Source organism: Cupriavidus phytorum (assembly GCF_003254285.1).
Taxonomy (GTDB): domain Bacteria; phylum Pseudomonadota; class Gammaproteobacteria; order Burkholderiales; family Burkholderiaceae; genus Cupriavidus; species Cupriavidus phytorum.
In genome coordinates this window covers 264,737-277,645 of record NZ_QKZN01000007.1, presented here as the reverse complement: position 1 = coordinate 277,645, position 12,909 = coordinate 264,737, and the positions used below count along the sequence as shown (strand labels likewise).

Genomic DNA, 12,909 nt, shown 5'->3' with positions numbered 1-12,909 from the left:
CATGACCGGCCGCGAGGAGCGCAGATGTCCCTACTGGTCCGCCTTTGCCCCCGACCGGCGCACGATTTCCGCCCATTTCCGGCCTTCCGTGGCGTTGTAGCGGGCAAAGTCGGCTGGTGAAGAGCCGACCGCCTCCGCGCCCATGTCGGCATATTGCTGCCGCACATCCGGGCGTTTCAGCGCGGCCGCCGCGTGCGAGGCGAGCTTTTCCACCACTGCCGGCGGGGTGCCGCGCGGTGCCCACAGCCCATACCATGTACTGATGTCGAAGCCAGGCAGGCCGGACTCGGCGACAGTCGGAATGTCCGGGAGCGCGCTCGCACGGCGCGGCGTGGTAACGGCCACGGCGCGCAGCTTGCCTGACTTGATGAAGGGCATGGCCGACGGCATGGAATCGAACATCAGCTGGATCTGGCCGCCCATCAGGTCCGTCAGTGCAGGGGCACTACCCTTGTATGGAACATGCTGCATCGGCACCTTGGCCGCCAGCTTGAATGATTCGCCGGCGAGGTGCTGCGCCGAGGCATTGCCCGCCGAGCCGAAGTTGAGCGCGCCGCCCTCGCGCCTGGCATAGGCAATCAGGTCCTGCACGGTCTTCACCGGCGAGGCGTTGTTGACCACCAGCACCAGCGGTACGTCGGCCAGCTGCGTGATCGGCACGAAGTCCTTGAACGCGTCATAGCGCATCTTCGGCTGGATGCTGGGGTTGATCACGTGCAGCGAGGCATTGGCGAGGATGGTGTAGCCGTCGGGGGCCGCGCGCGCCACCGCTTCGGCGCCGATCATGCCGCTGGCGCCGGGTTTGTTGTCGACCACCACGCCCTGGCCCAGGCTTTCGCCCATCTTGACCGCCACCACGCGCGCCAGCAGGTCGGTGGGTCCGCCGGCGGGGTAGGGCAGCACCATACGCACAGGATGTTGCGGAAATTCCTCCGCGCCGGCGGCAGCGGGCAGCAGCGCGCTCGCTGCCGACAGCACCAGCGCCGCGCGCAGCCGCGTCCATATCGCATGTGGTTTCGGATATCGGGTGTTCACGTCTCTGTCTCCTTGATTTTTATCGCTACCTTGCCCACCACCTGGCGGGATTCCAGCGCTGCCAGGGCATCGCCCAGGCCGGTGATCGGATATGTCGCGGACACGGTCGGCGCCAGCTTGCCCTGCGCGGCCCACTCGAACAGCGTTGCCATGACGTCCTGCAGCGCCGCGGCGTGCTGTGCGCGCTCGTTGGCGGGCGTCCAGCCGATATAGCGGCCAAAGAAGAATCCGTGCAGCGTCAGGTTCTTGACCAGCAGCAGGTTCACGGGCGCCTGCGGGATGGTCCCGCTGGCAAAGCCGATGCTGAGGATGCGGGCGTTGGCCGCCGCTGCGCGCAGCGACTGCTGGAACAGCTCGCCACCGACGGGGTCTACCACCACGTCGGCACCGCGGCCGCCGGTCCGGGCCTTGACCGCGCTGGCCAGGTCCGCCGGCGCCACCGCGTGCGTGGCGCCACGCCGCAGCGCGTCGGCACGCTTGGCCTCGGTGCTGGCGCAGGCGATCACGGTGGCGCCGAGCTCGCGCGCAATCTCCACCGCGGCCAGGCCCACGCCCGCGCCGGCGCCCAGCACCAGCACGGTATCGCCGGGGCGCAGCGCGCAGCGCCACACCAACCCGCAATAGGCCGTGCCGTACGAAATCGGAATCGGCAGCGCGACCGTCGAGGGCAGCGCGTCCGGCGCGCGATAGACCGTGTATTCGGGCACCGTGACCCGTTCGGCAAAGCAGCCCCAGTCCGCGATCGCCACCACGCGGTCTCCCGGGCGCAGCCGCGTGACGGCATCGCCGCAGGCGACCACGCGGCCGACAGCCTCGGTCCCCGGCACGAAAGGCAGCGGCGGGCGCCTTTGGTACTGCCCGGCAATCATCAGGCCGGTGGCGTGGCTTACGCTGGCATACTCGACCGCGATCGTGACCGCATGCGGGTCAGCCAGCGCCGGCTCGGGAATGGATTGCACGGCGACGTCGTGCACACTGCCAAATTGTTCGCACACCAGCGCCTTCATTGGACACCTGCCCTGGCCGCTGGGGCCTGCAGCGCCACGCCCTGGCGCAGCCAGTCGTCGATGGCCAGCTGGCTGAATCCCGCCTCGCGCAGGATCTCGACGGTATGTTCGCCGTTGGCCGGCGCCGGGCCGGCATCCCGGCGCAAGCCGCGCGCCGGGATGCCGGCAAAGGGCAGCGGCCCCAGCCCGGGCTGCGAGATGGCCTGGAAGGTTTGCCGATGCGCGGCCTGCGGATGCGCGAGCACGTCGCCATAGGTGCGCACCGGGGCATGCAGCACGTCATGCCGGCTGAGGATGTCCTGCCATTGCGCGGTGGTGCGCGTGGCGATGCAGCGCGCCACCAGCTGGTTGAGCAGCGCGGCATGAGCCATGCGTGCAGCGTTGTCGGCAAAGCGCGGGTCTGCGAGCCAGTCGGCATGGTCCAGCGCCCGGCACAGCTTGCCAAACTGCGCGTCGTTCAGCGCCAGCAGCGTCAGGCTGCCGTCGCTGCTGGCATAGACGCCGTTGGGCGCGCTGACTGGCCCCGCGGCGGACGGGCCGCCGATGGCATGCTCGAGCAGGTTGTTGGCCTGCAGCGAGCAGCAGGCCTCGAACAGGTTCAGCTCGACATGGCCGCCGCGCCCGCTGCGATAGCGCCGGCACAGTGCCGCGGCGCACGCCTGCGCGGCGTATAGGCCGGTGGCGGCATCGGCCAGCAGCATGCCGATGCGGCGCGCGCTGCCATCGGCGTCCCGGTTGGCGAACATCAATCCGGAGTCCGCCTGCATGACAGAGTCCGACGCCGGATAGTCGGCATACGGACCGTCCGGGCCATAGCCACTGATCGACACATAGACCAGCTCAGGTCGTTGCGCGGCCAGCGCGGCATAACCCACGCCCAGCCGTTCGGCCACCTGCGGGCGAAAGTTCTGCACCAGCACGTCGGCCTGCAGCGCCAGGGCCAGCAGAACTGCCTTGCCGGTATCGGTGGTGGCATCGAGGCAGGCGCTGCGCTTGCCGCCGTTATAGGCCAACGCCAGCGCGCTGGTATTGCCGCGCACGACACCGACCTTGCGGCCCCAGTCGCCCGCGGGCGGCTCGATCTTGATGACTTCCGCGCCTTGCTGCCACAGGATGTGGGCGCAATACGGGCCGGCAATGCCCTGGCTGATGTCCAGCACGCGCAGGCCGGCAAAGGGCAGGTCGGTGTCGTCCGGGCTGGTGGTGGAGGGTGGGGGCATGAGGTCGTCGGCAGGGATAAACAGGAGCTTTATGCTAGGGTTGGCCTCCCGCCGAAACAATCCCTCGAATTGTGCCAATGGTGTTGACTGATGATTGACAATGATTTCGATCTCAACCTGGTGCGGCTCTTCGTCACCATGGTCGAGTCGCGTACGCTGACGGCGGCGGCGCAGCGCAGCGGCATGACGCGCTCGAACGTGTCGCGCCGGCTGAAGCTGCTGGAGCACCATCTGGGCGCGCAGCTGATGCGCCGCACCACGCGCCATGTCGAACTGACCGAAGCGGGGCAGTTGCTGTATGCGCATGGCTTGCGCATGCTGGATGAGCTGCAGTCCGCCCACACCGCCATCGACAGCCTTGGCAAGGTGGTGCGCGGCGATGTGCGGATCCGCCTGCCTACCGGACTGGGCCACCTCTATCTGACGCCGCTGTTGCTGGAATTCGCGCGCAGCTATCCGCAGATTTCGCTGCGCGTAGTGATCAACGACAGCATTGGCGACCTGATTCCGGCCGAGGTCGACGTGGCGCTGAAGATCACTTCGCAGCCGCCCGACGACCATGTGGCCCGGCGCATCTGCGAGGTGGGCTGGTGCCTGTGCGCATCGGCATCGTTTCTGGACCGCCACGGGCCGGTGCGTACCGTGGCCGACCTCGAACGATGCGACATGATTGCGCCGGCTTCGCTGGGGCGCCGCTTTACGTTGAAGGTATGGCTGGCCGGCACGCCGATGACGTTGCGGGTGTCGCCGCGGATCCAGTCAGGCGACTATCCGTTCCTGTTCGAATCGGTCATGGGCGGGCTGGGCGTGGCACTGCTGCCGCGCTATGCGGTCTGGCGGCAACTGCAATCAGGGCAGATGCGCGAGGTGCTGGCCGAGTGCGAAGCCGAAGGCGTGGGCGACAGCGTCTACATGCTGACCGCGCCCAACCGCTTTCCGACCCTGGCCACGCGCACGCTGATGGACTTTATCCGCCAGCACCTGGAGCGGCAGGCCGAGAACTGGGGCCGCCGCAATGTGCCCCCGCCCAGCCGTGGCAAGGCAGCAACCCCGCCTACTTCTCCTGCATCTTTGCCGCCTTGACGATCTCGCCCAGGCGCCGGCGTTCCGCGTCGACGAACTTGATGAAGTCCGCGCGCGTGCCGCCAATCGGCTCGATGCCCACTTGCTTGAGCTTGGCAGCGGCGGCGGGGTCTTTCATGGCCTTGTCGACCGCCGCGGCGACCTTGTCGAGGATGGCGTCGGGCGTGCCCTTCGGCGCATGGACGCCGGCCCAGTGCGCGATCTGCAGGTCCGGAAAGCCTTGCTCCACCGCGGTGGATAGTTGCGGGTAGGCAGAGATGCGCTGGGTCCAGGTGGTGGCCAACGCCTTGAACTTGCCGTCATGCAGGATATGCGGCAGTGCGATGATGCTGGCCTCGGAGGTGCCTTCGACCTGACCGCCCAGCACGGCGGTGGTGCTTTCCGAGCCGCTCTTGTAGGGCACCGGCTGCAGCCTTGCGCCGTACTTCACGTTCAGGATCTCCGCCACGAAATGCGGGGTGCTGCCAGTGCCGGCGGTGGCGAAATTGAAGCCATTGCCTTTCTTCGAAGCCTCGACGAAGTCGCGCAGGTCCTTGTAGGGCGCGTTCTTCGGCACCACGATCACCGACGGCGCCAGCCCGATCATCGCCACTGGCACCAGCGCGTCGTCCTTGAACGGCATCGACTTCTTGATCATGCTGTTGGAGATCACGCCGGCGGCGCTGATCAGGAAGGTGTAGCCATCCGGCGCGCTGCGGGCCACCAGGTCGGCGCCCACGGTGCCGCCCGCACCGGGCCGGTTCTCGACCAGCACGGTCTGGCCCAGCACCTTGCTGGCGCCTTCGGCGGCCGCGCGTGCCATCAGGTCGTTGGCGCCGCCCGCGGCGAACGGCACGACGAAGCGGATGGTCTTTGCGGGCCAGGGGTCTTGTGCGTTGGCGTTTGTGACCACGAACAGGGCCGACGCTGCCAGCAGGCCCAGCGCGAATCGGTTTTTCATCGTCAAGTCATGTCTCCGTTTCGGGTTGAACACCCAAGGCAGGCCGCGGCACGTCTTCCACTTTCGCCTCCCCGCGACACTAGCCCGAGTGCAGTGCCGACATTGTCGCTCATCCGCTCTGCGGACGATCACTATGTGACTGTGCCCTTGAGTCGCCATATACCCATAGGCGCCAGACCCGAATGGTCAATCGAAATTCATATATATGAGTTGGTTGACATGGATGAATCCAGCGCCTACCATGAATTTCACGCACGACCCACAGAGAGGAGACAACGATGATTCACGTAGTGCTTCATGACGCCAGGGACACCGTCGCGGTGGCCGTGGTGGAAGGGATCCAGCCCGGCACCCAGCTCAATGCCTGGATCATGGACGAAGACAAGATCGTGACGGTGACCGCGCTGCAGCCGATTCCCATCGGCCACAAGGTGGCACTGCGCGACATGGAAGTGAACGAGACGGTCTACAAGTACGGCATCGACATCGGCAAGGTGGTCGCGCCAATCAAGGCCGGCCAGCACGCCCACGTCCACAACATCAAGACCAAGCGCTGGTAAGCCGGGCGCGCCACGTCCCGGTTCCATTCGACTTCCTTCCGCTTCAACTCCGCTTCCATCGCGCATCCAAAGGATCCACGTCATGTCCGTGATCGACCAAAACACCACCTTCTGGGGCTACCGCCGCGACAACGGCCGCGTCGGTGTGCGCAACCACGTCATCATCCTGCCGCTGGACGACCTGTCCAATGCCGCCGCCGAGGCCGTCGCCGCCGCGATCAAGGGCACCATGGCGATTCCCCACCCATACGGCCGCCTGCAGTTCGGGCCGGACCTGGACCTGCATTTCCGCACGCTGATCGGCGCGGGCAGCAACCCGAACGTCGCCGCGGTGGTGGTGATCGGCATCGAGGAGGGCTGGACCAAGAAAGTGGTCGATGGCATCGCTCAGACCGGCAAGCCGGTGGTCGGCTTCGGCATCGAGGGCCACGGCGACCATGACACCATCATGCGCGCCTCCAGGGCCGCGCGCGAGTTCGTGCAGTACGCCACCGCGCTGCACCGCGTGGAGTGCCCGATCAACGAGCTGTGGGTGTCGACCAAGTGCGGCGAATCGGACACCACCTCGGGCTGCGGCGCCAACCCGACCGTCGGCAATGCCTTCGACAAGCTGCATCCGCTGGGCACCACGCTGGTGTTCGGCGAGACCTCCGAGCTGACCGGCGGCGAGCATATCGTCGCGGCGCGCTGCGCCAACGACGACGTGCGCCACCAGTTCATGGCGATGTTCGAGCGCTACCAGGGCATGATCGACCGCTGGAAGACCTCCGACCTGTCCGAGTCGCAGCCGACCAAGGGCAATATCGCCGGCGGCCTGACCACCATCGAAGAGAAGGCGCTGGGCAATATCCAGAAGATCGGCAAGAAGTGCACCGTCGACGGCGTGCTCGACAAGGCCGAGGCGCCGACGCATCCGGGGCTGTGGTTCATGGATTCGTCTTCGGCCGCGGCCGAGATGGTCACGCTGTGCGCGGCGGCCGGCTACGTGGTCCATTTCTTCCCGACCGGGCAGGGCAACGTGATCGGCAACCCGATCGTGCCGGTGATCAAGCTGTGCGCCAACCCGCGCACCGTGCGCCTGATGAGCGAGCACATGGACGTCGATTGCTCGGGCCTGCTGCAGCGCGAGCAGACGCTGGACCAGACCGGCGACAAGCTGCTGGAATGCATGCTGGCCACCATCAACGGCCGCTGGACCGCGGCCGAGGCGCTCGGCCATCGCGAGTTCGTGCTGACCCGCATCCACGAGTCGGCATGATGAAGCGCATCTGCATCAGCGAGTTCATGGACCCGGCCGCGGTGCAGGCGCTGAGCACCGGCTTCGACCTGCGCTACGAGCCGGGCTGGGTGGACAGGCGCGGCGAACTGCTCGAGGTCCTGGACGGGGCGCACGCGCTGGTGGTGCGCAACCGCACCCAGGTGGATGCGGCGCTGCTCGCCAGCGCGCCGGCGTTGCGGGTGGTGGGGCGGCTCGGCGTGGGGCTAGACAATATCGACGTGGCCGCCTGCCGCGAGCGCGGCATCCGCGTGATTCCCGCGGCCGGGGCCAATGCGCGTTCGGTGGCGGAGTACGTGGTGACCACGGCCGCCGTGCTGCTGCGCGGCGCCTACCTGTCCAGCGCCGAGGTGGCGGACGGCCAATGGCCGCGGGCCAGGCTGTCGGAGGGCCGGGAGGCGCTGGGCAAGACCCTGGGCCTGATCGGCTTTGGCGACATCGGCCGGCAGACCGCGGCGCTGGCGCGCGCCTTCGGCATGGAGGTCATTGCCAGCGATCCGATGCTGCCGGCCGACGATCCGGTCTGGTCCGCCACCGGGGTGGCCCGCGTGCCGCTCGACGCGCTGCTGGCGCAGGCCGACGCGGTCAGCCTGCATGTGCCGCTGGTGGCCGCCACGCGCAACCTGATCGATGTCGGCCGCCTGGCGGCGATGAAGTCCGGCGCGGTGCTGATCAATACCGCGCGCGGTGGCGTGGTCGACGAGGCGGCGCTTGCCGATGCGCTGCGGGCCGGCCACCTCGCCGGCGCCGCGCTGGACGTGTTCGACAGCGAGCCACTGCCCGCGGGCAGCGCGCTGCGGGGCGTGCCCAACCTGATCCTGACACCGCACGTCGCTGGCGTGACGCGCGAAGCCAATGCGCGCGTATCGATGATGATCGCCCGCGAGGTGCGGCAATCGCTGGAGCAGATGCCATGAGCCGGATTGCGTTGCAGGAACTGGAGCGCGTGGCCGCTGCGGGCCTGCGCCGGGCCGGCGCCAGCGCCCTGCAGGCGCGGGCGACGGCGGCGGCGCTGGTGCGGGCCGATGCCGCGGGACTGCCGTCGCACGGGGTCTCGCGCGTGCCGATGTACGTGGCGCACCTGCGCCATGACCGGGTCGACGGCAATGCCGAGCCGACGGTACAGGGCACGCGCGCCAGCGCGGTGCTGGTCGACGCGCGCTGCGGCTTTGCCTTCGCGGCGTGCGACCTGGCCATCGCCGAAGCCGTGGCACGTGCGCGCGCAACCGGCGTCGGCGTGGCCGCGGTCACCAACAGCCATCACTTCGGTGCCGCAGCGCTGCCGCTGGAGGCGGTGGCGCGCGCCGGCATGGTCGGCATCGCCATGGGCAATTCGCCCGCGGCCATGCCGGCGTGGGGCGGCAAGCGGCCGCTGTTCGGCACCAACCCGGTTGCGGCGGTATTCCCGCGGCAGGGCCACGCGCCGGTGGTGATCGACCTGTCGCTGTCGGAAGTCGCGCGCGGCAAGATCATGGTGGCGGCCAAGCAGGGCAAGCCGATTCCGCTCGGATGGGCGCTGGATGAGGCCGGCCAGCCGACCACCGACGCCCAGGCCGCGTTGCGCGGCTCGATGCTGCCGGCGGGCGGCGTCAAGGGCGCGATGCTGGCGCTGCTGGTGGAGCTGCTGGTGACGTCGCTGGCCGGCGCGCAGTTCGGCGCCGAGGCCGATTCCTTCTTCAGCGATGCCGGCAACCGGCCGCGCATCGGCCAGTTGTTCTTCGTGCTGGACCCCGGCGCCTTCGCCGGCTCGCAGGTCTACGCCGCGCGCGTGGAAGCGCTGCTGGCGGCGATGCTGGACGACGAAGGCACGCGCGTGCCGGGCGCCCGCCGTGAAACCGCGCAGGCGCAGGCGGCCGCGCACGGCATTGACGTGTCCGACGCGCTCTGGCGCGAACTGCAATCGCTTGCGGGCGAGGAGGCTGGCGCACCGCATTGATTTCCTCACAACGGACCCACGCTCAGATGGGCCGGCTACAACTACCGGAGACAAACCATGGATCGACGCTTGATGTGCGGCGCGCGCAGGCACCTGAACCGCGTGCTGCTTGCCTTGTCAGTTGTATCGGCCTTTGCTGCGCTGGCGCCGCGGCCTGCCGCCGCGCAGGGCGGCAGCGATGCCGCCGCCGCGGACTTTCCGGGCAAGCCGATCCGGTACGTGGTGCCGTTCGCGGCCGGCGGCCTGACCGACATCATGGCGCGCATGGTCGGCCACCAGCTCTCCGAAGAGTGGAAGAAGCCCATCGTGGTGGACAACCGGCCGGGCGGCAATGCCAATATCGGCGCCGAGCAGGTCGCCAAGGCGCCGCCCGACGGCTACACCTGGCTGGCGGTCACGTTGACGCACGCGTCCAACGTGACCTTGTTTCCCAAGCTGCCGTTCAGCATGCAGAAAGACCTGGTGCCGGTGGCGCGCATCGCCTCGTCGCCGATGATGGTGGTGGTGCCTGCCAGCTCGCCGATCAAGTCGATGAAGGACCTGGCCGCGGCGGCGCAGAAAGCCAAGCTGAACGCCGGCTCGAGCGGCAACGGCACGCCGCCGCACCTGACGCTGGCATTGTTCGAAAGCCAGACCCGCACCAGCTTCACCCATGTGCCGTACAAGGGCGGCGCGCCGTCGATGACCGACCTGATCGGCGGCCAGATCGACGTGGTGTTCTCCAACTTCCCCGAGTCGCTCGCCTATGTGAAGGGCGGCAAGCTGCGCGCGCTGGCCGTGACCACGCGCGAACGCCATCCGCTGCTGCCCGACGTGCCCACCGTGGCCGAGGCTGGCTATCCGGAGCTGATCGTCGAGAACTGGACCGGCCTGATGATGCCGGCCGGCACGCCCCGGCCGATCGTCGACAAGGTGGCGGCTTCGGTCGCGCGCATGCTGGTCACCGAGTCGGTGCGCGGGCGCATCGTCAGCGCGGGCTTCAGCCCTGCGGCCGGCGGGCCCCCGTTTGCCGACTACTTCAGCGGCGAGGTGACGCGCTGGGCCCGGCTGATCGAGGAGAAGAACATCCGGGTCGAATAGCACCGCGTCCCGGCCGCCGCGCCGGGAAAGGCTGCCCTGCGGTGGCGGCGGTTGGCTTTAGTATGATTCGTCTTATCTATATGAGTCAGTCATGGATCGGCCGGCCGCCCCGCAGGCGGCGTTGCAAAGGACACTAACGTGGGTTCCAGATTCGATGCCGGCGCAGCCATCGGCGGCGTGCTGTACAAGGACGTCAAGCACGCCATCCTGGCCGCCCTCGCCGAGGGCGAGTGGAAGCCGGGAGAGGCGATTCCGTCGGAGCGCAAGCTGATCGAGCGCTTTGGCGTCTCCATCGGCACGCTGCGCAAGGCCATCGACGAACTGGTGGCCGAGAACATCATGATCCGCCACCAGGGGCGGGGAACCTTCGTCGCGACGCACCGGCAGGAAGACCATTTCTTCCGCTTCTTCCGCATCGTGCGCCAGGACGGGTATCGGGAGTTCCCGACGGTGCAGCTGGCAAAGTTCCGACGCGCCAAGGCCGACAAGGAAGAAGCCGCGGCGCTGGGTCTGCCGCTCGGCGAAGCCGTGTTCCGCTTCACCAACGTGCTGTCGCTGGAAGGGCGCCCGGTCATGATCGACGCCATCACCGTCCCGGCGGAACGCTTCAAGACGCTGACCGAGAAGCTGCTGCGCGAGCGGCCGAACACACTCTACAACTTCTACCAGGACGTCTTCGGCATCAACATCATCCGCACCGAAGAGCGCCTGCGCGCCGCGCTGGCCGACGAGGAAGACCATGAACTTCTGGGCATCCCCGTCGGCACCGCGATGCTGAAGATACTGCGGGTGGCGTCGTCCTACCAGAACGAGCGCGTCGAGTACCGCGTCTCCAGGCTGGATACTTCGGATTACGAGTTCGCGCTGTCGCAGCCGTGAAAGCTGATGGCGCGTTTGCTGGCTTGTGCCGCGATCTCCGGCCGATGCCTCAGGCGCGCGCAATCATCCGCAACACCGCGTCGGCCAGTGGACCTTCGGCTTGGCCCAGCAGGTCGACCGCATCGAAATGGTGGCCGCGCTCCTGCACCACCACCTGCACGGCGAAGCCGCATTCGCCCAGCAGCGCCTGGTATTCGCGCTGCAGCCGGTGGTACTCCGGCGATTCATCGCCGCCGACGGTCAGGATCATGGGCAGTTTGGCTTTCGGGACATGATGGATCGGGCTGTAGTGGGCAACGTCCGCCTCGGTCAGCCCGATCACCTGGTTGAGGTAGCACAGCCGGATCGGCTCCAGGTCATACAAGCCGCTGATCGCGCAACCTCCCTTGAGGATATCCGCCGGTACGCCGAAGGCAGCCCAGTCCGTTGCCGCCAGCGTGGCGGTGAGATGGCCGCCGGCTGAGTGGCCGGACAAGAAGATGCGATCCGGATCGAATCCCAGTTCGTCGGCATGCCGGTAGAGCCATGCCACTGCCTCCTGATTGTCGCGGACAATTTCGGCCATGCCCACATCCGGTGCCAGGCGGTAGTTCACCACCGCGACGTTGATATCGCGCTGCAGGTAGGGCGCGGCAACGAAGCTGAAGTCGGACTTGTCCAGCGATTGCCAATAACCGCCATGAATGAAGACCAGCAGCGGGCGCTTTGCGGTGGCTGCCGGGAAGAAGTCGAGCGCCTGCAAAGCGTGTGCACCATACGCAAGATCCGGCTTGACCAGATGGTTGCGACGGAACGCGGCGCTGGTGTCGTCCCATCGCTTGAAGATGTCCTGGAACCCGGGGATTCCAGCCCTGACGTTGTACTGCTGGTCCAGTTCTTCCTGGTTGAAGTTTCGATACACTGACATTAAATTTGGCTCCAGACGTTGGGATCGATGCTTCGATTCCATTGGGTCGTTGCGACGCTTGTCGCGTCAGGCCAAAGATACGTATCCGCGTTGTGCGGCGCGCGCCGCTGGATGACAACCACTATCGCAAAGACGCCATGTTCGGAAAGAGCGAAAACCGCGATGACTACCAGGCGATAGCGCAGCCGGTCGGCGGCATGGCGCGCAAGCTGAAGGATGGGTTTTATATCGCCCCGCATTCGCATCCGCGCGCGCAACTGATCTATGCCTACGTGGGGGCTATCCTGGTCACCACCGACTTCGGTTCGTGGGTGGTGCCGCCCCAGCGCGCCGTCTGGGTGCCTTGCAACATCAAGCACGCCATGCAGGCGTGCGGCGATGTCGAGATGCGCACCATCTACGTCCGCGAAGATGCCGTGCCGGGCGAGTTGCACGGCTGTTGCGTGGTCGCGGTCCCGCCGCTGCTGCGCGAGCTGATCTCGGCCGCCGTGCGCATGCCGCTGGCCTATGACGAAGGCAGCCGCGACGGCCTGGTGGTGCAGCTTCTGCTGCAGGAGTTGCGTCCGCTTTCGGTGGTCCCGCTGCATCTGCCAATGCCCCGGGACCCACGCCTGGGCAAGATCTGCGCGAAGATCCTCGACGATCCCTCGGACGAGACCTCGGTGCAAGCGTGGAGCCGCTCGGTTGGCGCCAGCGAGCGGACCATCATCCGTCTGTTTCCGGAAGAAACGGGGATGACATACAGCCGCTGGAAGCAGCAGGCGCGGCTAATGGCCGCGGTTCGCCTGCTTGCCGAGGGCTGCCATGTCACGGACATCGCACTGCAGCTTGGATACGAGAGTCCAAGCGCATTCAGCGCCATGTTCAGACGGGCGCTTGGCATGACTCCCACCGAATATTTCCGCGACAGCACCGGCGACTAGGCGCGGTTCTCGCTGGTTGGCATCTGCGCGACATCAACTGGCGTCCGGGCGCGAATCGACGGC

13 protein-coding genes are annotated in these 12,909 nt (G+C 67.4%); 8 read left to right on the top strand and 5 right to left on the bottom strand.

The genetic code is table 11. The features are described from left to right. Positions 1-30: 30 nt before the first annotated feature. Genes C7416_RS19485 through C7416_RS19475 form a run of 3 tightly spaced genes read right to left on the bottom strand, consistent with a single transcriptional unit; the run spans position 31 to position 3,262 of the window. Positions 31-1,035 (bottom strand): tripartite tricarboxylate transporter substrate binding protein, encoded by a 1,005-nt coding sequence (locus C7416_RS19485; RefSeq protein WP_111520435.1) that lies wholly within the window; start codon positions 1,033-1,035, stop codon positions 31-33. After that, on the bottom strand, positions 1,032-2,042 hold the full coding sequence (locus C7416_RS19480; protein WP_111520434.1) for an NADPH:quinone oxidoreductase family protein: 1,011 nt from the start codon (positions 2,040-2,042) through the stop codon (positions 1,032-1,034). The genes C7416_RS19485 and C7416_RS19480 overlap by 4 nt, the downstream gene beginning before the upstream one ends. Beyond that, positions 2,039-3,262 carry a CaiB/BaiF CoA transferase family protein gene (locus C7416_RS19475; RefSeq protein ID WP_111520433.1) on the bottom strand — a complete coding sequence of 408 codons (1,224 nt, stop codon included), beginning with the start codon at positions 3,260-3,262 and terminating at the stop codon, positions 2,039-2,041. The genes C7416_RS19480 and C7416_RS19475 overlap by 4 nt, the downstream gene beginning before the upstream one ends. Before the next feature lie 90 nt (positions 3,263-3,352). Here C7416_RS19475 and C7416_RS19470 point away from each other — a divergent pair, with 90 nt between their 5' ends. Next, positions 3,353-4,345 carry a LysR family transcriptional regulator gene (locus C7416_RS19470; protein WP_111520432.1) on the top strand — a complete coding sequence of 331 codons (993 nt, stop codon included), beginning with the start codon at positions 3,353-3,355 and terminating at the stop codon, positions 4,343-4,345. Here C7416_RS19470 and C7416_RS19465 read toward each other — a convergent pair. After that, positions 4,317-5,285, bottom strand: coding sequence for a tripartite tricarboxylate transporter substrate binding protein (locus tag C7416_RS19465; RefSeq protein WP_111520431.1), 969 nt, complete (start codon positions 5,283-5,285; stop codon positions 4,317-4,319). The two genes, C7416_RS19470 and C7416_RS19465, sit on opposite strands and share 29 nt — an antisense overlap. Positions 5,286-5,563: 278 nt before the next feature. Between C7416_RS19465 and C7416_RS19460 the strand changes: the two genes are divergently transcribed. The 6 genes from C7416_RS19460 (at position 5,564) to C7416_RS19435 (ending at position 11,016) form a co-directional block, all read left to right on the top strand. Continuing rightward, positions 5,564-5,845 carry a UxaA family hydrolase gene (locus C7416_RS19460; protein WP_111520430.1) on the top strand — a complete coding sequence of 94 codons (282 nt, stop codon included), beginning with the start codon at positions 5,564-5,566 and terminating at the stop codon, positions 5,843-5,845. Positions 5,846-5,927: 82 nt separating this feature from the next. Beyond that, positions 5,928-7,103 carry a UxaA family hydrolase gene (locus C7416_RS19455; RefSeq protein ID WP_111520429.1) on the top strand — a complete coding sequence of 392 codons (1,176 nt, stop codon included), beginning with the start codon at positions 5,928-5,930 and terminating at the stop codon, positions 7,101-7,103. Beyond that, complete coding sequence (locus tag C7416_RS19450; protein WP_111520501.1) at positions 7,103-8,038, top strand: hydroxyacid dehydrogenase; 936 nt, start codon at positions 7,103-7,105, stop codon at positions 8,036-8,038. The genes C7416_RS19455 and C7416_RS19450 overlap by 1 nt, the downstream gene beginning before the upstream one ends. Next, positions 8,035-9,057: an Ldh family oxidoreductase gene (locus tag C7416_RS19445; protein WP_111520428.1), complete on the top strand. Its 1,023-nt coding sequence runs from the start codon at positions 8,035-8,037 to the stop codon at positions 9,055-9,057. Before C7416_RS19450 ends, C7416_RS19445 begins: the two co-directional genes overlap by 4 nt. 57 nt (positions 9,058-9,114) lie before the next feature. Continuing rightward, positions 9,115-10,137: a Bug family tripartite tricarboxylate transporter substrate binding protein gene (locus tag C7416_RS19440; protein WP_111520427.1), complete on the top strand. Its 1,023-nt coding sequence runs from the start codon at positions 9,115-9,117 to the stop codon at positions 10,135-10,137. Between the two features lie 138 nt (positions 10,138-10,275). Next, a complete protein-coding gene (locus C7416_RS19435) occupies positions 10,276-11,016 on the top strand; it encodes a GntR family transcriptional regulator (protein ID WP_111520426.1) in 741 nt (246 codons plus the stop codon). 49 nt (positions 11,017-11,065) lie between these two features. Here the strand turns inward: C7416_RS19435 and C7416_RS19430 are convergent, their stop codons facing one another. Continuing rightward, positions 11,066-11,923 (bottom strand): alpha/beta hydrolase, encoded by an 858-nt coding sequence (locus C7416_RS19430; protein ID WP_111520425.1) that lies wholly within the window; start codon positions 11,921-11,923, stop codon positions 11,066-11,068. Between the two features lie 137 nt (positions 11,924-12,060). On the opposite strand from C7416_RS19430, the gene C7416_RS19425 reads away from it, so the two are divergent. Then, positions 12,061-12,846, top strand: coding sequence for an AraC family transcriptional regulator (locus C7416_RS19425; protein ID WP_111520500.1), 786 nt, complete (start codon positions 12,061-12,063; stop codon positions 12,844-12,846). Positions 12,847-12,909: the final 63 nt, after the last annotated feature.